This window comes from Idiomarina sp. PL1-037 (genome assembly GCF_034422975.1).
Classification (GTDB): Bacteria; Pseudomonadota; Gammaproteobacteria; order Enterobacterales; family Alteromonadaceae; genus Idiomarina.
In genome coordinates this window covers 1899586-1920389 of the sequence record NZ_CP139873.1, presented here as the reverse complement: position 1 = coordinate 1920389, position 20804 = coordinate 1899586, and the positions used below count along the sequence as shown (strand labels likewise).

At 46.2% G+C, this 20804-nt stretch carries 18 protein-coding genes and 3 tRNA genes; 15 read left to right on the top strand and 6 right to left on the bottom strand.

Annotated features, from left to right (window positions below; translation table 11 throughout):
- Window positions 1-16: 16 nt before the first annotated feature.
- Genes U0358_RS08940 through U0358_RS08925 form a run of 4 tightly spaced genes read left to right on the top strand, consistent with a single transcriptional unit; the run spans window position 17 to window position 3301 of the window.
- The gene (locus U0358_RS08940) at window positions 17-832 is read left to right on the top strand and encodes a segregation and condensation protein A (protein ID WP_322406053.1); all 816 of its coding nucleotides are present in this window, start codon (window positions 17-19) and stop codon (window positions 830-832) included.
- Complete coding sequence (gene scpB, locus U0358_RS08935; protein ID WP_317498569.1) at window positions 813-1385, top strand: SMC-Scp complex subunit ScpB; 573 nt, start codon at window positions 813-815, stop codon at window positions 1383-1385. Before U0358_RS08940 ends, scpB begins: the two co-directional genes overlap by 20 nt.
- Entirely contained in the window at window positions 1385-2245 is an 861-nt protein-coding gene (gene rluB / locus U0358_RS08930; RefSeq protein ID WP_317498570.1) for a 23S rRNA pseudouridine(2605) synthase RluB, read from the top strand. Before scpB ends, rluB begins: the two co-directional genes overlap by 1 nt.
- The gene (locus U0358_RS08925; protein ID WP_322406052.1) at window positions 2246-3301 is read left to right on the top strand and encodes an agmatine deiminase family protein; all 1056 of its coding nucleotides are present in this window, start codon (window positions 2246-2248) and stop codon (window positions 3299-3301) included. It abuts the gene before it with no gap.
- On the opposite strand, the gene U0358_RS08920 is transcribed toward U0358_RS08925, so the two are convergent.
- Window positions 3291-5135 carry a tetratricopeptide repeat-containing diguanylate cyclase gene (locus tag U0358_RS08920; RefSeq protein ID WP_322406051.1) on the bottom strand — a complete coding sequence of 615 codons (1845 nt, stop codon included), beginning with the start codon at window positions 5133-5135 and terminating at the stop codon, window positions 3291-3293. The genes U0358_RS08925 and U0358_RS08920 overlap by 11 nt on opposite strands.
- 71 nt (window positions 5136-5206) lie before the next feature.
- The gene (locus U0358_RS08915) at window positions 5207-5926 is read right to left on the bottom strand and encodes an SIMPL domain-containing protein (protein ID WP_322406050.1); all 720 of its coding nucleotides are present in this window, start codon (window positions 5924-5926) and stop codon (window positions 5207-5209) included.
- Between the two features lie 50 nt (window positions 5927-5976).
- Between U0358_RS08915 and U0358_RS08910 the strand changes: the two genes are divergently transcribed.
- The 9 genes from U0358_RS08910 to U0358_RS08870 all read left to right on the top strand — a co-directional run bounded on the left by U0358_RS08910 (window position 5977) and on the right by U0358_RS08870 (window position 13288).
- Window positions 5977-6444 carry a regulatory protein RecX gene (locus U0358_RS08910; protein ID WP_317498574.1) on the top strand — a complete coding sequence of 156 codons (468 nt, stop codon included), beginning with the start codon at window positions 5977-5979 and terminating at the stop codon, window positions 6442-6444.
- Between the two features lie 81 nt (window positions 6445-6525).
- On the top strand, window positions 6526-9123 hold the full coding sequence (gene alaS, locus U0358_RS08905; RefSeq protein ID WP_322406049.1) for an alanine--tRNA ligase: 2598 nt from the start codon (window positions 6526-6528) through the stop codon (window positions 9121-9123).
- Between the two features lie 148 nt (window positions 9124-9271).
- Entirely contained in the window at window positions 9272-9460 is a 189-nt protein-coding gene (gene csrA / locus U0358_RS08900) for a carbon storage regulator CsrA (protein WP_317498576.1), read from the top strand.
- Window positions 9461-9622: 162 nt separating this feature from the next.
- Window positions 9623-9715, top strand: a tRNA-Ser gene (locus U0358_RS08895).
- Between the two features lie 21 nt (window positions 9716-9736).
- Window positions 9737-9813: transfer RNA gene (locus tag U0358_RS08890), tRNA-Arg, on the top strand.
- A gap of 21 nt (window positions 9814-9834) precedes the next feature.
- Window positions 9835-9911 (top strand) — tRNA-Arg (locus U0358_RS08885).
- A 176-nt stretch (window positions 9912-10087) separates the two neighbouring features.
- A complete protein-coding gene (locus tag U0358_RS08880; RefSeq protein WP_317498577.1) occupies window positions 10088-10348 on the top strand; it encodes an oxaloacetate decarboxylase subunit gamma in 261 nt (86 codons plus the stop codon).
- Window positions 10348-12159: a sodium-extruding oxaloacetate decarboxylase subunit alpha gene (oadA, locus tag U0358_RS08875; RefSeq protein WP_322406048.1), complete on the top strand. Its 1812-nt coding sequence runs from the start codon at window positions 10348-10350 to the stop codon at window positions 12157-12159. The genes U0358_RS08880 and oadA overlap by 1 nt, the downstream gene beginning before the upstream one ends.
- Window position 12160: 1 nt before the next feature.
- Window positions 12161-13288 carry a sodium ion-translocating decarboxylase subunit beta gene (locus U0358_RS08870; protein WP_317498579.1) on the top strand — a complete coding sequence of 376 codons (1128 nt, stop codon included), beginning with the start codon at window positions 12161-12163 and terminating at the stop codon, window positions 13286-13288.
- Here U0358_RS08870 and U0358_RS08865 read toward each other — a convergent pair.
- Window positions 13285-13458, bottom strand: a complete 174-nt coding sequence (locus tag U0358_RS08865) for a hypothetical protein (protein WP_317498580.1) — start codon at window positions 13456-13458, stop codon at window positions 13285-13287. The genes U0358_RS08870 and U0358_RS08865 overlap by 4 nt on opposite strands.
- Window positions 13459-13467: 9 nt before the next feature.
- Window positions 13468-16068, bottom strand: a complete 2601-nt coding sequence (locus tag U0358_RS08860) for a response regulator (protein WP_322406047.1) — start codon at window positions 16066-16068, stop codon at window positions 13468-13470.
- A 168-nt stretch (window positions 16069-16236) separates the two neighbouring features.
- Between U0358_RS08860 and gshA the strand changes: the two genes are divergently transcribed.
- Window positions 16237-17850 carry a glutamate--cysteine ligase gene (gene gshA, locus U0358_RS08855; protein WP_322406046.1) on the top strand — a complete coding sequence of 538 codons (1614 nt, stop codon included), beginning with the start codon at window positions 16237-16239 and terminating at the stop codon, window positions 17848-17850.
- Window positions 17851-17977: 127 nt separating this feature from the next.
- Window positions 17978-18616, top strand: coding sequence for a transglycosylase SLT domain-containing protein (locus tag U0358_RS08850; RefSeq protein WP_317498583.1), 639 nt, complete (start codon window positions 17978-17980; stop codon window positions 18614-18616).
- On the opposite strand, the gene U0358_RS08845 is transcribed toward U0358_RS08850, so the two are convergent.
- Both U0358_RS08845 and U0358_RS08840 read right to left on the bottom strand, forming a co-directional pair.
- The gene (locus U0358_RS08845; RefSeq protein ID WP_317498584.1) at window positions 18613-19911 is read right to left on the bottom strand and encodes an HlyC/CorC family transporter; all 1299 of its coding nucleotides are present in this window, start codon (window positions 19909-19911) and stop codon (window positions 18613-18615) included. The two genes, U0358_RS08850 and U0358_RS08845, sit on opposite strands and share 4 nt — an antisense overlap.
- 68 nt (window positions 19912-19979) lie before the next feature.
- A complete protein-coding gene (locus U0358_RS08840; protein ID WP_322407472.1) occupies window positions 19980-20774 on the bottom strand; it encodes a cytochrome C assembly family protein in 795 nt (264 codons plus the stop codon).
- Window positions 20775-20804 lie beyond the last annotated feature (30 nt).

Genomic DNA, 20804 nt, shown 5'->3' with positions numbered 1-20804 from the left:
GGCACTCGGTTTAATTATGGCGGAACAACAGTCACTGCCTTTAGGCTTTGTTCGCGGCGAACCGGTTATAGAAAAGCCTGAAGACCTCTATATACCGCCGGATGCGTTGGAAGTTATACTAGATACTTTCAGTGGTCCGATGGATCTCTTGTTGTATTTAATTCGCAAACAAAAGCTCGATATTGTGGACATGCCTGTTCTGGCCATTACCCGGCAATATGTTGAGTATGTGGACATGATGCAAGAGCTGAAGCTGGAGCTTGCCGCCGATTATTTGGTGATGGCGGCCATTCTGGCCGAAATAAAAAGCCGTTTGTTGTTACCCAAACCGCCTCAGGAAGATGACGAGGAAGAAGACCCGAGGGCGGAGCTTATAAGACGCCTGCAGGAATATGAGGCGATACGCCAGGGTGCTGAATATATTGATCAGCAACCGCAGGTGGGACGAGATATTGTATTGGGTGAGGTTGGCAGTAATGCACGCGAGTGGTTAACGGCTGCGCCGCCGGAAGTGACTCTTGAAGACTTAACTCTCGCTTTTAGCCGTGTGTTACAACAGGTGGAGTTAAAAGCTCACCACCAGATAAAGCGCGAGCAACTATCGACACGAGCGCGAATGAGCCAGGTACTGGAGTTTTTGAGCCATAAAAAATACGTTTCTTTTAGCCAACTTTTTACCCGAAAAGAAGGTCGCGCCGGAGCTGTGGTCAGTTTTTTAGCAATTTTGGAACTTGTGAAAGAATCAATGATAGAATTGTCACAAGTAGAGCCTATGAGTGATATTCGCCTGAGTTTGAGACAGCACAGTCACGATGAATCCGTTACAGCTTAAACAACTTATTGAAGCGGCCTTGTTTGCGCATCCGCAGCCGTTATCGGCTGAGCAGCTGTATCAGCTGCTGCTGAATGAGGGCGAGGCCTCGCTGGCGGCTATAAGGCAGCAACTTAAAGAGTTGCAGTCAGACTACCAGGAACGTGGTATTGAGTTGGTGAAAGTGGCTTCCGGTTACCGTTTTCAAACACGGGCGGAGTTGGGACAGAGGTTAGCCGGGCTTTGGCAGGAAAAACCGCCTCGTTACTCAAACGCTTTGTTGGAAACTTTGGCGTTAATTGTTTACCGGCAGCCCATTACGCGTGGTGAAATTGAACAAATACGTGGTGTAAGTGTCAGTAGCCAAATAATGAAAACATTGCAGGAACGAGGTTGGATTAAAGTCGTAGGGCACAAAGAAGTGCCGGGAAGACCCCAGCTTTATGCCAGCACTAACGATTTTTTAGATGATTTTAATTTAAGTGATTTATCAGAATTGCCTGATATCGACACACTTGATGAAGATGATGAACGTACCGCTGAGACAGCGACTAACGAGAGAGATGATTCGTAATGACCGAGAAATTACAAAAGGTTTTAGCCCGATCTGGACATGGTTCACGCCGCGAAATTGAAACAAAAATTTCAGCGGGGCGGATTCGTGTGAACGGCAAAGTAGCACAATTGGGTGAACGTATTGATGCCGACGCAAAAGTACGCATTGATGGCCACGAAGTTCAGATTAAACCTGAAGAAGAGGTCATTTGCCGAGTTTTGATTTATCACAAACCTGAGGGGGAATTGTGTACGCGCAAGGATCCTGAAGGACGGCCGACCGTTTATGATCGCTTGCCAAGAATGAGCGGTGCGCGTTGGGTCGCTGTGGGTCGGCTTGATGTGAACACCTCGGGTCTGTTGTTGTTCACTACTGACGGTGAACTTGCAAATCGTCTGATGCACCCCAGCCAGCAGGTTGAACGTGAATACGCGGTACGGGTGTTTGGCGAGGTGGATGAAGCCATGATGCAGCGCCTGAGAAAAGGTGTGCAACTGGAAGATGGCCCTGCGCATTTCAATAGCATAAAGCCTGCCGGTGGTGATGGTATGAATCGCTGGTTCCATGTAACTATCAGTGAAGGGCGTAATCGTGAAGTTCGTCGCCTGTGGGAATCACAGGAAGTGCAGGTGAGTCGTCTTATCCGTGTTCGTTATGGAGATATTCCTCTGGAGCCGGGCTTGCCGCAAGGCGGCTGGGCTGAAATGTCATTGCCTCAGGTCAATGCGTTAAGAGCTCAGGTTAATTTACCGGCGGAAAAAGAGTCTTTTCTCGACCCTCGTAATGAAGAGTCTAAGCAGCGTCGTTTTGCGAAAATTCGTAAAGCCACCGCCCGTCACAGACTGGATAAAAAACAGAGTAAACGACGGGGTAAGTAAGTGACCACTACTGCGCGCTGGTTACCTGATTTTATGGAAAACCAGCGTTTGTTGCTGGCCTGGCCATACCGCAGTGATGTTTGGCGTAAGCATGCCGAACCAGCTCGTGACGCTCTCATAAAGCTAATAAAACAATTGTCTGCTAACACGCCGGTTTCGCTCGTTGTTCCTGCGAGCACAAGCGACAGTGTACCCGAGGCACTTAAGTCCGTTCAGCGCATTGAAATTGATTATGACGATATCTGGCTACGCGATACTACGCCACTGTGGCAGTTAAACAGCGACGGCCAGCTGGCGGCATTGTCTTTTGATTTTGATGGCTGGGGTGGTGTCCAGAACGATATTGCTGCTGATAAAGTTTTTAGTCAAAGTCTGTGTTCTCGCTTGAAAAGCCCATTAACAAATAACCTGCTTATTGCGGAAGGTGGTGCTTTTACGCACAACGGTCAGGGTGACTGGCTCATTGGCCTGGCCTGTATTAAGCAGCGCAACCCGGCAATGACAGAGCTGGAGATAACGTCTTTATTAGGCCGGTTGCTCCCCGGGCAGCGTTTACACTTTTTTGATGGCGCCTTGGTTGCTGATGAAACGGGCGGGCATATAGATAATATGGCGTTATTCGTTGAAGCAAATACTTTGTTGTATGCGGCCACTGATAATACCGCGCACCCTGATTATAAAACCTGCCAGGCGCTTAAAAAACAACTGGATAAACTGCCTGCTTACATTCAAACCATTCCACTACCTTTGCCGCTTCCACAACTGCCTGCGAGTGAAGAAAGAGAGGGGGTTGAGCTTACATCGTCAAGCTTAAAACGTACTGTTGAACTGCCTTTACTTTGCAGTTATGTGAATGTTTTGCAAACGAGCAAGCTAGTTGCAGTACCTCAGTTTGGTTTAACCACAGACGCTCAAGCCTTGATGACTGTTTGCGAAGCGCTTCCGGAGCGCAAGGTCATTGCCGTTGACGCACGCGAATTTGTCTTAGGGGGCGGTGGTTTGCACTGTATCAGTCATAATTTGCCTGATTTAGAACAGATGAGCTCTAATCGGTGATGATTAGGCGCTCCCGGCCTTTATCCTTAGCTTCGAACAAAACGTCATCCGCACGTTTATAAAGAGAATCAAAGCTATCTTCCGGGTGAGCGTTGGTAAAGCCCATACTGAAGGTAATACGATAGTCTTTCGGCAAACCGCTAATGGGCTTGCTGTTCAGCTCTTCGGTAATGCGTTCGAAGATGTTTTTCGCGTCCTCTTTACTGACATCGAAAAAGACCAGCAGCCACTCTTCGCCTCCCAGGCGACCAAAGTTGTCCTGATCACGCAGGCTGAGTTTGGCAACTTCTGCAAAACGTTGTAATACGCGGTCACCAACGTCATGACCAAACTGATCATTTATTGCCTTAAAGTAATCGAAGTCGACAACGGCCAGGGCTAACTGACGTTGTTGTTCGCGAGCTTGCTCCAGACCTTTTTTGCAAATACGGACAATGGCACGTCGATTCGGCGCGTTCGTTAAGTCGTCTTTTAATGCCAATTCGGCGAAGTTTTTACGAGCCCGCCACTGCTGATACAGAAAAGCCGAAACAATAATAACCACTAAAAGGCCTGAAATAATGATCCACACCAGCAGGTAATAGGAGGTTTGCTGCTCTTGCAGTTCTAACTCCTGCAATTGATTTTCTTTTTGAAGTAATTCATTGGTGGTCTCCTGTTCTTTAATTTCCAGGCGCACCATAATTTCCTGTACTTGCTTATCCTGAGTTTGCTCCCTTACTTTCTGCATATAATCGACGGAAGTCTTGTAACTTTCCAGAGCCGGCTTGTAATTTTCTATACGCTGATAATACTCAGACCAACGCTCATTAAGGGTTTGGTACAACTCGTTATCAGTCAATGTGTTAATAACCGAATTGGCGGCTTCTAGTTGAGCAAGCGCTTTTTCAAGTTGGTTGGTACCTAAATAAGCCGAAACCATGGCTAGCCGGCTCCGTGCCTCCATAGGGTGGGCTCCGGCCGCTCTAAATTGCGGCATGGCTCTGTTGAGACGTTTTAGGGCTTGCTGATAATTTCCGTTTTTGATGTTAATTGAGGCGATTTGGAAGAGGGCGTAAGCGACGCCAAGATCATCTTTAATGGCTTTACTGATTTCTAAAGCCGTTTCAAAATGCTGCCTGGCTTTTTCATTATTCCCCCCATCTCGGTAGGCAGTGGCTAAATTGTATTCGAGTACTGAAACATCCCATTGACCCAAATGCTCTCTGCTGATGTCGAGTGCATCCTGAATGTGCTCTAAACCAATTTCGTTTGCCCCGACATCGAGATAAACAGAGCCAATTAGAGCGTGAAACTCTACCTGCAACCTGGGGTGTGCCGTGTAGGCATTACGGTTGAGCTCTTCCAGGGTTTGCAGTGCCTGGGCTATATCGCCCGTATTCTTCATTACTTGCGCATGAAGGATGTCGGTTTCTATCTGTAAATCCTTATTGCCGGAGGCTTTAGCATTTTTGAGTGCGTGGGTAATACTGGTATTGGCCTGGCGAATTTTGCCTCGTTGTAAGAAATACGAGGTTTGGTTAATTCTCAGCAGAGTTTTTGCTATTTTTGAGTCGGCCAATTCCGCAAAGCGTAAGCCTTCATCTATAGCTGCATGTGCTTTACTCTCCTGGCCGGAATATCGGTAGGCCTCAACTTGCAATGCGTAAGCCATTGCCAGTTCTTCAAACTGGCGCTGGTTATTGTACTGTTCTATTAATTCAGAAGTCTTTTTTATCCATTTGTCCGGGCTACTGCTGGCATCAACGCGTTGCTGCTGCCACTCCTGAGCTGAAACGAATGAAGTGACAGCGAGTAAAGTAATAAATAAAAGACTTTGAATTTTTAGAAACAAGATAGCTCTATCTGTTAAAATTTTGTTGATTGTTAAGCTATTTTACTCTGTCTATTCAACATAGCAACGATTTAATTGTCAGCGCCCGACAGAGTTTTGGTTGAGAATATAACCTCAACTTGTGCCTCAATGGTTTGCTGTCCGGGTAATGACACTTTGTTTGAGCGGCTGCTAATTTCTGCCATTTGCATGACCATCGGTCGTGACATAGAACGTTCCGCGATACTTAATGTTCCTGTCAGCTTGAGACCCGCGGCGGTAGCCAAACGTTCGGCCTTATTTTTCGCTTGTTCATAAGCGTTAACGAGCGCTTGCTGGTACAAACCCTGCTGATCACTAATTTCAAACTGAACCTGGCCAACGCGAGTGACTCCCCGCGCTAATGCCAAGTCGATAATTTTGTCGTAGTTTTCAGGTTCTAACAGAGTGATCTGAACTTCCCGTTTAACCACAAAGCCATCTTGTTCTCTTTTCCCGTCATCGTTTTGTTCATAGCGGGGGTAAATTTGTAATTGGTAAGAACGAATGTCTTTGTCTTCTACGCCTTTATCGTTTAGATCGTTAATCAGGCGGCTGGTGGTGTCATCAACCATAGACTTTTGGGAGCTAAGTTTATTGCCACGTTCCTCAATCCAGAAAGTCAGTGACATCTGATCGGGAATAGCAGAAACACTACCGCTACCGGATATTGATAAGGTGCGCTCGTCTGCTTGAGCGAAAGTGGTAAATCCTGCCGTAAGAAAGACAAGACAAACGAAGAGAAACCTTGATTTTGAATTACTCTGAGTCATATTAAGCATCCTTAGACCAAATTCCATAGTTAGGTGTTGGAGTATAGACCATGGACGAAAGTTCAGAGTATGACGAAAAAGCACTGCGTGACAGTGCTTTTCGGTTGCTGGCAATGCGAGAGCAGAGCAGAACTGAATTAAAGCGTAAATTAATCCAGAAACAATGGCCCGCAGAAATGGTTAACCGTGTTGTTGACGAGCTTAAACAGGAAGGCTGGCAGAGTGATGAACGCTTTGCCGGTAGTTTTATTCGCGAAAAAGTCGGGCAAAAGCAGGGCAGATTAAAAATCATGGCACAGGCCACTCAGCAAAAAGGTGTTGCTTCAGACATTGTTGAGGACGTGCTCGAATCCATGGAAGTTGACTGGTTTGAATTGTGTGCAGAGCTGAAGCAGAAAAAGTTTGGAGATGATGACCCGGCAGACGAAAAAGAATGGAATCGTCAGGTACGCTTTTTACAGCAGAGAGGCTTTACTCCGGAGCAAATTTTCGCTTGCGTCAATCGACCACGACGCTAGGCTAGACGGCTACTTCGTGATAGTCTTAAAGCATTAAAACATTGACCTAAAGTCACTCAGTTAAGAAAAGTAGGACTCAATATGAGCATGAACAGTGCCCAAATTCGTGATGCATTTTTAAATTACTTTGCTGAGCGAGGACACGAAAAAGTTCCTTCAGCATCAATGATTCCCGGTAACGATCCCACCTTGTTATTTACTAATGCGGGGATGGTTCCATTTAAAGACGTTTTCCTGGGGACTGATAAACGTCGTTATGATAAGGCGACTTCGGCGCAGCGTTGTCTGCGTGCCGGAGGTAAACATAACGATTTAGAAAATGTTGGCTACACAGCCCGCCATCATACTTTCTTTGAAATGATGGGTAACTTCAGTTTTGGTGACTACTTTAAGAAACAAGCCATTCAGTACGCCTGGGACTTTTTAACCAAAGAGTTGAAGCTGCCGGCTGAAAAGCTCTGGGTTACGGTGTTTATTGAAGATGATGAAGCCTACGACATCTGGGCCAAAGACATTGGCGTGCCGGAAGACCGTATTTCGCGCATTGGTGAAAAAGATAACTTCTGGTCCATGGGTGATACGGGGCCTTGTGGTCCATGCTCTGAAGTGTTTTATGACCACGGTGAAGAAGTATGGGGTGGCCCTCCGGGAACCCCTGAAGAAGACGGTGATCGTTACATCGAGATTTGGAACCTGGTCTTTATGCAGTATAACCGTCAGGCTGACGGTACCTTAGAACCTCTACCGGATCCTTCCATTGATACGGGCATGGGCCTGGAGCGCATTTCTGCCATTATGCAGAACGTTCACAGTAACTATGAAATTGATTTGTTCCAGGCGCTGATTAAAGCGGCGGCTGAAATTATTGGCACCAATGACTTAGATAATAAATCATTGCGCGTTATCGCCGATCATATTCGTTCGTGTTCATTTTTGATAACGGATGGTGTGATGCCGTCGAACGAAGGTCGCGGTTATGTTCTGCGTCGTATAATACGTAGAGCCGTGCGGCACGGGCATTTACTGGGCGCTAAAGGTATCTTCTTTTTCCGTTTAGTGGACGAGTTGGCTCGCCAGATGGGGGAAGCGTACCCTGAGCTGGAGCAGAAAAAGCAAATTATTAAAGACGCGCTGGAGCGTGAAGAACAGCAGTTTGCGCGCACGCTGGAGCGTGGTCTGGCGATTTTGTCAGACGAAATTGCCGAATTGAAAGGTAATGTCATACCGGGCGATGTGGTATTCAAACTCTATGATACTTATGGCTTTCCGGTTGATTTAACCGCGGATATCGCGCGTGAACAGGAATTGACAATTGATGAGCAAGGCTTCGAGCAGGCGATGTCAGAGCAACGTCAGCGGGCTCAACAGGCTTCTCAGTTTGGCATGGATTATAATCAGCAGCTTAAATCTGACAACAAAACCGCATTTACCGGTTACGATGATGTTGCCGGGCAGGCAAAAGTGGTCGAGTTATTTAAAGACGGTAAGCCGGTAGAGCATTTGCAGGCGGGTGAAAACGGTATTGTGGTTTTATCAGAAACCCCGTTTTATGCAGAAAGCGGCGGTCAGATTGGTGACAAAGGTGTTTTGGTTGCCAACGGACCTGCCTTTGAAGTGACAGACACTCAGTATATTGGCAAAGCGATAGCGCACCACGGCGTAGCGAAAGCTGCGGTTAAGCTCAACGACAGCGTTAAAGCCGAAATTGATTCCGAGCGTCGTGAGAATATTAAACGCAACCACTCGGCAACACATTTGCTGCATGCAGCGCTTAGAAACTTGCTGGGCGAGCACGTTACGCAAAAAGGCTCTTTGGTTGAGCCGGACAAAATGCGTTTTGATTTCTCGCACTTTGAACCAGTGACGACTGAGCAGTTGGCTCAATTAGAACGTGAGGTAAATGCACAAGTTCGCGCTAACCTGCCACTGCAAACCGAGCTTATGGCGATTGATGAAGCAAAAGAAGCGGGCGCAATGGCACTGTTCGGCGAGAAGTATGACGAACAAGTGCGAGTTGTACGCATGGGGGATTTCTCCATGGAGCTTTGTGGTGGTACTCATGTCAAAGCTACAGGCGATATCGGTTTGTTCAGAATAACGTCAGAGGGTGGTATTGCTTCTGGTGTGCGTCGTATTGAAGTGGTAACCGGAGAAGCAGCCGTGCGATATACTCAACAGCAGCAAAGTGTGTTGCAGCAAATTGCTGGAGAGTTGAAAACAGAACCAAGCTCCTCGGTTGATAAAGTCCAGCAGCTGCAGCATAAGTTCCGTGAATTAGAGCGTAAGAACGAGCAGCTGCAACAGAAACTGGCACAGCAGGCCGGTGGTGGGTTAATTGCTCAGGCTGTTGATATTAATGGGGTTAAAGCAATCATTGCAGAGTTAGATCAGGCCGATCCGAAATCTTTGCGCGGATTAGTTGATGATTTGAAGAACCAAATGGGCTCAGGCATCGTATTATTGGGAACTGCAAACGGTGATAAAGTCAGTTTAATTGCTGGCGTTACTACCGATTTAACGTCTAAAGTTAAAGCAGGAGATATCGTGAATCAGGCTGCAAATGTCGTTGGGGGCAAGGGCGGAGGTCGTCCTGATATGGCGCAGGCAGGTGGCTCACTTCCGGAGCAGCTAAATGAAGCTTTAGCCACTGCGACGACTTGGTTACAGCAACAGCTTTAGCTGTCGGTGTAAGAGTTGAAAATATAACGAAATAGTATGCGCTTCGTTATAGTGTAATCACTCTCAGTGTTGGTAGACTGCTTACGCCAGTTCAGGGAAAAGTTCGATAATCGCGGTAAGAATCGGAACAGTATTGAAGGAGCAATTTATGCTAATTTTAACTCGCCGTGTAGGTGAAACATTAATGATAGGTGATGATGTTTCGGTCACCGTTCTCGGCGTTAAGGGAAACCAAGTACGTATTGGTGTTAATGCCCCGAAAGACGTTTCCGTTCATCGCGAAGAAATATATATGCGTATTCAGTCTGAAAAGGACGATGAGCAAGACACAGAATAAGAGATTAGATAAGACCGGCGAAAGCCGGTCTTTTTTTATGTTTTTGACCATTATGAAGAAAAATTACGCGAGATGGTCAATTATCCCACACTTAAACCCTAGTTTTTAAAAAAGCGATTGACATTATTGCCAACATCGCTAGAATTCACGCCACAACGATTTGGAGAGGTGGCCGAGTGGCTGAAGGCGCTCCCCTGCTAAGGGAGTATAGGGTTTGTAGCCCTATCGAGGGTTCGAATCCCTCCCTCTCCGCCAGTCGTTTGCAGTAACAATTACGCGCTCGTAGCTCAGCTGGATAGAGTACCTGGCTACGAACCAGGCGGTCGGAGGTTCGAATCCTCCCGAGCGCGCCATATTGTTACTAACCTGAATACGCGCTCGTAGCTCAACTGGATAGAGTACCTGGCTACGAACCAGGCGGTTGGAGGTTCGAGTCCTCCCGAGCGCGCCATTCTTTTCCTACCCCCCTTTAATTATCTTAGTTTCATATTAATCCCGTTGAATGTTTTTTAATCTCATTAAAATTCTGAATACCCACTATTTACTGCTGTATCTCCTTGCGTGACTTGCTACCATAGTATTTAATAATTTCATAACAATACCTTAGCAACCAATCAGGAGTGCTTAGTGTCAGAATTGCTCAGCCAAGCTGCGCAACTCATGCTGGTCGGTATGGGCGCAGTCATCATCTTTCTTTGCTTATTGGTCGTTGCCATGAGCGTTATGAAACGCTTGATTCCAACACCAGAGCCTGTTGCCAGCACGCAGCCATCGCTCAAAGATAATAACTCTGATGCAGCAACTCCTGCGGTACTGGCTGCAATTTCTGCTGCGGTACACAGTTACCGTCAAGGCAAAAAAGCAGCGAATCACAAGGAGAAATCATAATGAGTAAACCCCTGTTACTAACAGAGTTGGTGCTGCGTGACGCACACCAGTCACTACTCGCAACGCGTATGCGTCTGGACGACATGCTTCCCATCGCAGAAAAGCTAGACAGCATTGGTTACTGGTCAATGGAGTCCTGGGGGGGCGCGACTTTTGATTCTTGTATTCGCTATCTTGGTGAAGACCCCTGGGAACGCATTCGACAACTGAAAAAAGCAATGCCGAATACTCGCCAGCAAATGCTGCTTCGAGGGCAAAACCTGTTGGGATATAGGCATTACGCCGATGACGTGGTGAAACGTTTTGTCGAGCGGGCAAAGGAAAATGGCGTTGATGTTTTCCGTATTTTTGACGCGATGAACGATGTTCGTAACTTAAAAACAGCGATAAAAGCGGCTAAAGACGTTGATGGCCACGCACAGGGCACAATGTCTTATACGGTTAGTCCGGCGCATACGCTGGATACCTGGGTAAATATGGCTCAGGAGTTGGAAGGCTTAGGTTGTGATTCTATATGCATAAAAGATATGGCGGGTCTGCTGCGTCCTAATGATGCTTATGAGCTGGTCAGTGCGTTAAAGAAAAACACAGATTTACCAATTGCCATGCAATGTCATGCCACAACCGGACTGAGCGTTGCAACTTACCAGAAATCAATCGACGCTGGCATCGATATGCTGGATACCGCGATTTCGTCAATGAGTATGACTTACGGCCACTCGCCTACAGAAACTCTGGTTGCGATGACTGAGGACAGTGATCGCGACACTGGCCTGTCACTGCCTGACTTGGCTGAAGTGGCGAGCTATTTCCGCGACGTACGTAAGAAATACGCTAAGTTTGAAGGATCTCTTAAAGGCGTTGATGCACGAATTCTCCTGGCTCAGGTGCCGGGCGGTATGCTGACCAATATGGAAGGGCAGTTAAAAGAGCAGGGCGCGCTGGACAAATTTGATGAAGTACTGGAAGAGATTCCTAAAGTACGCGAAGACCTTGGTTTTATACCTCTAGTCACGCCAACCTCACAAATTGTGGGAACACAGGCTGTACTGAATGTGTTGAGTGGCGAACGTTATGAGAATATCTCTAAAGAAACTGCTGCGGTTCTGAAAGGCGAGTATGGAGCAACCGCTGCCGAGGTGAATAAAGACCTGCAGAAGCGTGTTCTGGACGGCGAAGAGCCTATTACCTGTCGCCCTGCCGACTTACTGGATAACGAACTGGATGCGTTGACTAAAGAACTAAAAGATAAAGCGACAGACGAAGATATTCGTCTGGCGGATGATGTTGTTGATGACGTCTTAACTTATGCGCTGTTTCCGCAAATTGGGCTTAAATTCCTTAAGAACCGTGATAACCCGGATGCTTTTGAGCCGGTGCCCGGAGAAGAGCCTGAAGAGACAACGGAATCTAAAGAGCAACAAGCTCCAAAGGCAACTGGAGATGTCGAACAATACGAAGTTGAGGTTGAGGGTAAGCGTTATAATGTAAAAGTCGGGCCAACGGGTCAGCTCGATTCTGTGAAGTCATCGTCTTCAGCAGAGTCTTCACAATCATCACAGGAGCCATCGCAAGAATCATCAGGTGGCTCAGGTGAAGGTGAAACTATAAAAGCGCCATTAGCTGGTAATATTTTTAAAGTTGTAGCCAAAGAAGGCGCTGCAATAAAAGCCGGCGACGTTGTCTTGGTAATGGAAGCGATGAAAATGGAAACCGATATTAAAGCACCCAAAGACGGCACTGTTCAGTCTCTTCATGTAAAAGAAGGTGACGCAGTGACCGTAGGTGATGCTCTGGTGACGGTAGGTTAATATGGAGAAGCTGCAGACTTTATGGGAAACCACCGGCATTGCTGCAATGACATTTGGTCAATTCAGCATGATTCTGGTGGGTGGGTTGCTATTGTACTTGGCAATCTCAAAGAAATTTGAACCTCTATTACTGTTACCTATTGGTTTTGGCGCAATACTGGCAAATATCCCTTTAGGTGGTTTCACTGAGCCTGGGGGAGTTCTTTACTACGTGTACAGCGTTGGAATTGACACCGGGATGTTCCCATTGCTTATTTTTATGGGCGTCGGGGCGCTTACCGATTTTGGGCCCTTACTGGCAAACCCTAAAATGCTCTTTTTGGGTGGAGCGGCTCAATTCGGTATCTTTGCTACCTTGTTTGGTGCTATTGCTCTGAATGGCATACCGGGCATTGAGTTTTCGATGTCCGATGCGGCGGCGATTTCAATTATCGGCGGCGCTGATGGTCCCACGGCTATTTTCCTGGCGTCGAAGCTGGCACCGGATTTATTGGGCGCTATTGCTGTTGCCGCTTATTCATATATGGCGCTGGTGCCTATTATCCAGCCACCAATAATGAAACTGCTGACAACTCAGGCCGAGCGTGAGATAAAAATGGAGCAGTTACGGCCGGTGGCTCGTCGTGAAAAGCTTTTCTTCCCGCTAATAGCTATGGGGCTAACGTTGTTATTTTTGCCTTCAGCAACGCCTTTGGTTGGCATGTTCTGCCTGGGTAACTTAATGCGTGAATCTGGCGTGGTGGAACGCTTAACGAAAACCACTCAGAATGAACTGATTAATATTGTCACCATCTTTCTAGGTTTGGCTGTGGGCTCTAAACTGCAGGCAGATCAGTTCCTCAGCTTCCAGACGCTGGGCATTCTGGTGTTAGGTGCTGTTGCATTTTCCATTGGAACCGCCAGCGGCATTTTAATGGCGAAATTGATGGGGAAATTCAGCAAAGACCCGATTAACCCGTTAATTGGTGCTGCCGGAGTCTCCGCTGTACCTATGGCAGCAAGGGTAGTTAATAAGGTGGGTTTACAGGCTAACCAGCAAAACTTCCTGTTAATGCATGCGATGGGGCCAAATGTCGCCGGCGTACTGGGTTCAGCTGTGGCTGCGGGCGTTCTGTTAGCTTTGGTTTAACGCCCGGTAAGAAACATCATCGTCGTGTAAAAAGCGGCGATGACAGCGCTGAATACAGCAATGTAAATAAAACCTTTATAGCCCTGTTTAATGCTCCAGCCATTGACTTGTAAATACAACAGCCAAAACAAGCTGAGCAGCAGCGGAATAATAAAAAAATATCGAGTCATAGTAATTCCTCAAGACTGATGTTGTTGAATAGCTTCTAAGTCTACAGCCGCCTGATGCGCATAGCGCAAACGTTTTTCCAGCTCAGTGATCTGGTCAGCAACTTTATCGATGTTACCTTCTGCCATAAATTGCTCTAAGTCGGCGGCTTTGCCTTGTAAATGAGTAAAGCCAAGATTAGCGGCGGCTCCTTTCAATGAGTGGAAATAGCGTCGCGCGCTTTCATGCTGGCCCCGAGTAATAAAGTCAGAGACTTTAGTGGCGCTACCCTGGTAGGTTTCATACAGCTGCTCTACTAACTTCAGATAAAGCTCAACATTGTACTGTAAACGCTTTAATGCCGCTTCAAACTCAATGCCTTTTACCTGCGGTATCCGAACTGGAGATTTCGGTGCTTCTTCCTGTTTAGGCTCGCGCACTTTTTCCTGCTGCTGATTATTGGTGTAGTCACCGGGAACAGCCCATTTCACAATGGCTTTAATGAGTTGTTTTTCATCAATAGGTTTTGCAATGTGTCCCTGCATACCTGCAGCCAGCGAGCGCTCTTCATCACCGCTCATCGCATTCGCTGTCATTGCCAGAATTGGTAGTTGTTGATAATTGAAGTCGGCGCGAATAGTACGAGCCGCCTTTAGCCCATCCATAACAGGCATTTGAATGTCCATTAATACCAGCGAGTAATTATTATTCTGAACAGCTTCTACCGCCAGTTGACCATTTTCGACAATGTCGACTTTAAACTTATGGCTTGCAAGGATTTCACGTGCCACTTGCTGATTAATTTCGTTGTCCTCTACGACTAAAATTGGCGCTCGCAGAATGCTTTCCGGAATGCCGTCGTTATTGTCAGCATCATTCTCATCCGGAAGCTCGTGCTGAACCAGGGTAGACGTCAGGCTTCGTCCTAAAGTTGAAGCGGTAAATGGCTTTGAAATAATATCGTTTACGCCCGCCTGCTTCGCTTTTTCGGATAATTCCTCGGCATAGTAGCCCGTTGCCAGAGTCATTTTCGGCCGAATGTCTTCTGCATAGCGCTCGGTTATCGTTTGGCAAAATTCCAGACCATCCATACCCGGCAAACGCCAGTCAACCAAAACCAGTTGATAAGGATTGTTGCCCTCGACAGACAACTGAAACACTTGCAGAGCTTGTTCCGCCGTGCGGCAAACTTTTACATCAACCTGATAACTGCGCAGCATTTCATAGAGCATTTCACGGGTACTTAAGTTGTCATCAATGGCGAGAATTCGAACCCCTTTAAGTTTCTGCAAAAGATACTGATGATGACTGTTGTCCTGCTCTGTCTGTAACGGCAGTTCGACTTCGATGTAAAACGTAGAGCCTTGACCGGCGGCGCTGGTTACGCCGATATCGCCGCCCATTAACAAAATAAGGCGTCGGGAAATAGCTAAACCAAGGCCGGTGCCACCATACTTACGGGTTGTAGATGTGTCTGCCTGAGTAAAGGCTTTAAAGAGGTTTGCGCGCTGCTCTTCGTCCATACCAATACCGGTATCGGTAACCGAGATCCGCAGCAACACATTATCCCGTGAATTGTCCAGTAAATTAACAGCAACATTTATTTCACCGTCTTCGGTAAACTTAATGGCGTTACTGATCAAATTGACGAGAACCTGGTTTAACCGCAGCGGATCGCCAATTAAACGCGTGGGTATATTGGCTGGTAAGTTAATAATAAACTCAAGATCTTTATCGTAAGCTCGGTAGGCAAACATATCCGCCAATGAGGTCAATACGTCTTGCAAGTCGAAAGGAATGCGTTCGACAGTTAACTTCCCTGCATCAATCTTTGAAAAATCGAGAATGTCATTAATTACGCCCAGTAACGCTTGCGAAGAAGAGTCTATGACTTTGATATAGCGTTTTTGTTTTTGCGTAAGCTCGGTTTTGAGGCAAAGGTTTGCCATACCGACAATAGCGTTAATTGGAGTGCGAATTTCATGGCTCATATTCGCCAGAAACTCACCTTTCGACTGGTTGGCACGTTCGGCAGTTTCTTTGGCTTTTTCCATTTCTTCTGCAACCGACTTAATACCGGAAATGTCGTAGTAGCTACCGAGAATGCCGATAATATTGTCGTCGTCATCGTAAAGGGGAACACTGGAGTGCTCGACCCACTGACTTTCCCCATTGGCTTTCAATTCGATTTCAGCATTAGCGGACGGTGTTTGCTGGCTAAAAGTTTTTCTGTCCCTTTTCAGTAACACATCGTTACTGGCAAGAGAGTCTATTTCTGCATCCGCTTTACCGGCCAGAGATTCAGGATCAATACCAAAGTCATTGGCAAAAGCACGGTTTCCGCCTAACAATTTCAGTTCGGGATCGCGCCAGTACACTCTGGTTGGCAGGTCGTTAAAGACTTGTTCAAACAGTTGTAATGAATCGGACGATAAAAAGGGTTGCCGAAAAGGCGCTGTCAGCGCGTTGCGCCGGGACCACCACCAAATGACAATGCCAATAATCAAACTGAACAGAATCATTGCGACTAATACAGTGTCACTCCAGGGGGAAGGTAACAGGGCATATAACGCAAGACTGGTTACCTGAAGAATGACAAAAATGAGCTGTAAAAATGTCCAGAATGAATTCATGGTTGATCCGTAACCGAAAGGTTAGATAAACAGCAGCTAGTCTGCCACGTTGAGCCTTAATCGCCAAGTTATGTGCTCAAATTAAGAGTGACAAACATAGACCTTTTAGCGAATTACCAGTAAGCTTAGCGACAGAAAACCTTCCGTCTTAGTGAGTGGAGTTGTCATTTGCAAGCAACATTTCAAGCAGTTATCGAAAAGCTTAAGCAATCGGGTAAAACAGCAGTTTGGCAAGGCATTAAGCGTGGTATTGAACGTGAAGCTTTGCGCATAAAAGAAAATGGAACGCTGGCGCCGGGTGACCATCCTCAGGAGTTAGGAAAAACTCTGACGCATCCAACCATTACAACCGATTACTCAGAGAACCTACTTGAGTTTATTACTCCGGTTGCCTCCGATATTAACACCACACTGTCACAGCTCCGTGATATTCATCGTGTGGCCTATAACGCCATTGATGACGAGTTGTTATGGCCGATGAGCATGCCTTGCTACATTGGCTCAGATGACGATATTCGTATCGCTAAATATGGTGACTCGCATTCGGGACGTATGAAAAGCCTCTACCGACGAGGTCTGACATACCGTTATGGCGCTACCATGCAGGTTATTGCCGGAGTGCATTACAATTTTTCCGTGTCCGATGCGATGTGGGAAGAATTAGCGGAGATTGAAGGCGTTCGTAATAACCAGAGTTTCCGTACGGAACGGTATTTCGCGCTCATTCGTAACTTTAAGCGTGTTGCCTGGGTTATTCCGTACTTGTTTGGCGCTTCACCCGCTTTGTGTAAATCGTTTTTCAGTCAGACGAAAAACGAAGAGATTCTGCAAAAGTGGAATTTTGATACGGTAGGTAAAGGAACGGTATTTTTGCCTTACGGCACGTCGTTGCGAATGAGCGACTTAGGTTATACCAATAAAGAACAGGCAACGCTGAAAATAACGTACAATTCATTGGATGAGTATGTGAAGGGCCTGCGTCGCGCAATTACAACGCCTTCTCAGCAGTTTTCGAAAATCGGTGTAAAAGTAGGCGACGATTACCGTCAGCTTAACGATAATATTCTGCAGATAGAAAATGAGTTCTATTCGCCAATTCGTCCTAAACAGACAGCACGCGATGGCGAAACGCCTAGCCAGGCTTTAGAGCGAGGCGGCGTGGAGTACATAGAGATTCGTGCGCTGGATGTGAACCCGTTTAGTGATGTAGGTATCACTGCGCAGCAAATGCACTTTCTGGACTTAATGCTTCTGCATTGTTTATTACAACCAAGCAAAGAAATGAGCTGGGAACAGCAGCAGCAAGCTGATGAAAACTTTACTAAAGTGGTGATGCAGGGGCGTAACCCGCGCTTAAGCTTGCAGCAAAACGGTATTGATCGCTTAATGGCTGACTGGCTGGAAGAACTTTTTGCAGATTTCGCTTCAATTGCAAAAGCGCTGGATAATAGTTCAGACAGTAAAGTTTATCAGAATCATTTGGCGGATTTGTATGAATGGGTATTAAATCCGGAAAGTACGTTATCGGGACAAATTTTACGTTTGCTTAAAGAAGAAGATCGCGATAATAGTAATTTAGGTATGCAGTTAGCTAAGCAATACCGTGAGCAATTGAAAAATGAACCGCTCAGTTACTATCAACAAGATGATTTTGCTAAATGGGCGGCCGAATCAGAGCAAGCGTTTGAAGATCGTTATCAGCAAGACAATAACGTTGATTTTGATACGTTTTTGGCAAACTATTTCAAACAGGCGGCACGCTCAGGCCAGTTAGCTGACTGATAAACATAAAAAAACGCAGCCCAAATTTGGACTGCGTTCTATAAACGTTCAGGGGATGAACATGAATGCGTTTTTCAGCTACAACATGTGTTCAATTACTGAGAGTTTAGCGAGTGAATAAAGTTCAATGGCGATAAAACTTTTTTTTTCAATTCAACCGAAAGTGCTGGTAAGTGCTTTTTTTGTAGCGACTCTGAGTGGTTGTGCAACACCTCCTCCGGCTAATCCTGAAAATGTTTGTCATATTTTTGAAGAACACCGTGACTGGTATCATGCGGCCGCAGATGTGCGTGAGCGCTGGGGTGTGCCTATTCACGTGCCAATGGCGATGATGTATCAGGAAAGTTCCTTTAAGCATAATGCTTTGCCTCCCAGAGATTACCTTTTAGGTTTTATTCCGTGGGGGCGGGTGAGTTCGGCTTACGGTTACTCGCAAGCGAAAACGATGACCTGGGAAGATTACCAGCGTGAAACGGGTAACGGTTGGGCCAGCCGCGATGATTTTGAAGATGCGATTGATTTTATGGGCTGGTTTATAGCAAAAACCTATAAAATTAATGGCGTATCGAAATGGGATGCTTACGGACAATACCTTAACTACCATGAAGGTTGGGGCGGTTATCAACGTAAGTCTTATTTAAAGAAACCCTGGTTGGTAAAAGTATCCAGGGTTGTGAAAAGCCGCTCTATGACATACGCCGCGCAATTGAATAAATGTGAGGAAGACTTAAAGCACGGCTGGCTATGGCGTTTATTCTTCGGTTAGTCATTGGTCTGGTTGTCGGTTTTTTGGTAGAGCTCGGGAAATACTCTAATTTGTTTTATCATGGTGTCACCAATTTCAACAAGCTCTACCGGATAACCGCCTAAACGAAGCGACAACCGGGCATCAGGAATATCTCCGAACTGCTCAATAATAAGGCCACTTAAGGTTTTTGGACCATCCGTCGGAAAATCCCAATTCATTTCTTTGTTTAATTCGCGCAAGTTAGCTGAGCCGTCGACTAAAAAGCTGCCATCGGTTTCAAGCGTTACTGACTCACTGGGAGCCGGCGCCATGGAAGTCGTAAAGTCGCCAACAATTTCTTCCAGAATATCTTCGAGAGTAACGAGTCCCTGAATGTCGCCGTATTCGTCAACAACCAGTCCGATACGTTCTTTACGACGCTGGAACTTTAGCAGCTGAACATTCAGTGGTGTGCCCTCAGGAATAAAGTAGCTGTCCCGTGCTGCGCGAACTAATATGGATTTATCAGCGGTAAACTGGTTCTTGCTCATCAGACGCATGATATCGCGGGCATGCAGAAATCCGATAGCATCATCTATTTCATTGCGATAAAGCAGTACGCGGGTGTGCTGGCCATTCGACAATTGTTTAACGATAGATTTCCAGTCGTCACTAATATCGATACCGACTATTTCGTTACGGGGCACCATGACGTCTTCTACCGTAACTTTCTCGAGATCCAGAATACTGACCAGCATTTCCTGATGCGAAGTTGGAATTAAGTTTCCGGCCTCGTTAACCACGGTGCGTAACTCGTCGGAACTTAATGCGTCAGCCATTTGTGACTGTTTCGGGTTGACCCCCAGCATGCGCATAAAGGAATTGGTGATGAAGTTCATACCAATAACGATAGGGTACATGATTTTCAGCAAAGGCATCAAAATTAAGGAGCTGGGGAACGAAATGCGTTCCGGGTGCAGTGCTGCAATAGTCTTTGGCGTGACTTCAGAAAAAATCAGAATAATTAGGGTTAAACCAAAAGTAGCGACAACAATTCCTGCGTCACCAAACCAGCGCAGACAAAGAATTGTTGCGATAGCGGATGCGCCAATGTTGACCAGATTATTACCAATAAGAATAAGGCCGATTAACCGATCGGGGCGATCAAGCAAGTACTGGACACGCTTAGCTCCGGGGTGATTGTTTTGTACTAGGTGGCGCAGACGGTACCGGTTGATAGACATCATGCCAGTTTCGGAGCCAGAGAAATATGCGGATAAAAATAACAGTACGGCTAAAATCACGAGCAACATGCTCGTTGATATCTCGTCCAACGGTTTATTCCTTAATTATACTGTGAATGTGACAATGTAGAGTTCTCAGCTATGAAGTCAAGTATCATTCAGGATAAGAGAAAATCTTTCACGAAGCGGCTGCCAAAATAACCTAAGGTTAATAGTGTGCTGGCAAGTACAGTAATAACCACAATAATGCGGCCACGTAAGCCAGATGTTCTGTGCAGGACCACGGCCAATAGATAAAGCAGAGCTGCGACGCTAGTTAAAATAGTTTTGTGAGCTTGCTGCTGAGCAAGCATGTCATCGAGGAAAAGAAACCCTGAGCCCAGAGCGAGAAATAGTACAAAAGTACCCAGCGCCAGAAGGTTAAAGAAGTATTTTTCGACGGTCATTAATGGTGGCAATTTGCTCAGCAGAATATGACCTTTTCGATTTTTTAACACACGGTTTAAATAACTGGTTTGTAGTGCGTAAAGTGTGGCTAAAGCCAGTATTCCATAAGCGACCAACGATAAAGTGATGTGAAAAACTAGCCCGTGCCCTACGCTTATGTCGGCTCCCCAGTTAACAGGAATAAATACGAGTAACAGTGTGGTAAGCGCAGAGAATAGATAAATAACCGGTTTCAAAAATAAGTTACTGGCCTGGTTATTTTTCACTACGGTTAAAGCGGCTATGAGAAAAGCCACAATAGCCAGACTGGACGAGATATTAATGTGATCAAAATCATCGTCAGCGAGCTCTATTATGATAAGCCAGCCATGCGCAGCAACCGCCAAAGCAGCTGGTATGATCTGATAAGCTGGGTGAAGCACTTTGTTTTTTAATATATTTTGTAGGATAACAAAAGCGCTGGCACAGTAACCCAATAAGCTGATTAGCAACAATAAAGAGAGCATCACGCGCTCGACTTCCCTGGTTCTTAGTTG

Coding starts and splice junctions, on each gene's coding strand:
- U0358_RS08940 (WP_322406053.1), top strand. CDS start 17: ATGGCGGAACAACAGTCACTGCCTTTAGGCTTTGTTCGCGGCGAACCG.
- scpB (WP_317498569.1), top strand. CDS start 813: ATGAATCCGTTACAGCTTAAACAACTTATTGAAGCGGCCTTGTTTGCG.
- rluB (WP_317498570.1), top strand. CDS start 1,385: ATGACCGAGAAATTACAAAAGGTTTTAGCCCGATCTGGACATGGTTCA.
- U0358_RS08915 (WP_322406050.1), bottom strand. CDS start 5,926: ATGACTCAGAGTAATTCAAAATCAAGGTTTCTCTTCGTTTGTCTTGTC.
- U0358_RS08910 (WP_317498574.1), top strand. CDS start 5,977: ATGGACGAAAGTTCAGAGTATGACGAAAAAGCACTGCGTGACAGTGCT.
- alaS (WP_322406049.1), top strand. CDS start 6,526: ATGAGCATGAACAGTGCCCAAATTCGTGATGCATTTTTAAATTACTTT.
- csrA (WP_317498576.1), top strand. CDS start 9,272: ATGCTAATTTTAACTCGCCGTGTAGGTGAAACATTAATGATAGGTGAT.
- oadA (WP_322406048.1), top strand. CDS start 10,348: ATGAGTAAACCCCTGTTACTAACAGAGTTGGTGCTGCGTGACGCACAC.
- U0358_RS08870 (WP_317498579.1), top strand. CDS start 12,161: ATGGAGAAGCTGCAGACTTTATGGGAAACCACCGGCATTGCTGCAATG.
- U0358_RS08865 (WP_317498580.1), bottom strand. CDS start 13,458: ATGACTCGATATTTTTTTATTATTCCGCTGCTGCTCAGCTTGTTTTGG.
- U0358_RS08860 (WP_322406047.1), bottom strand. CDS start 16,068: ATGAATTCATTCTGGACATTTTTACAGCTCATTTTTGTCATTCTTCAG.
- U0358_RS08850 (WP_317498583.1), top strand. CDS start 17,978: ATGGCGATAAAACTTTTTTTTTCAATTCAACCGAAAGTGCTGGTAAGT.
- U0358_RS08840 (WP_322407472.1), bottom strand. CDS start 20,774: ATGCTCTCTTTATTGTTGCTAATCAGCTTATTGGGTTACTGTGCCAGC.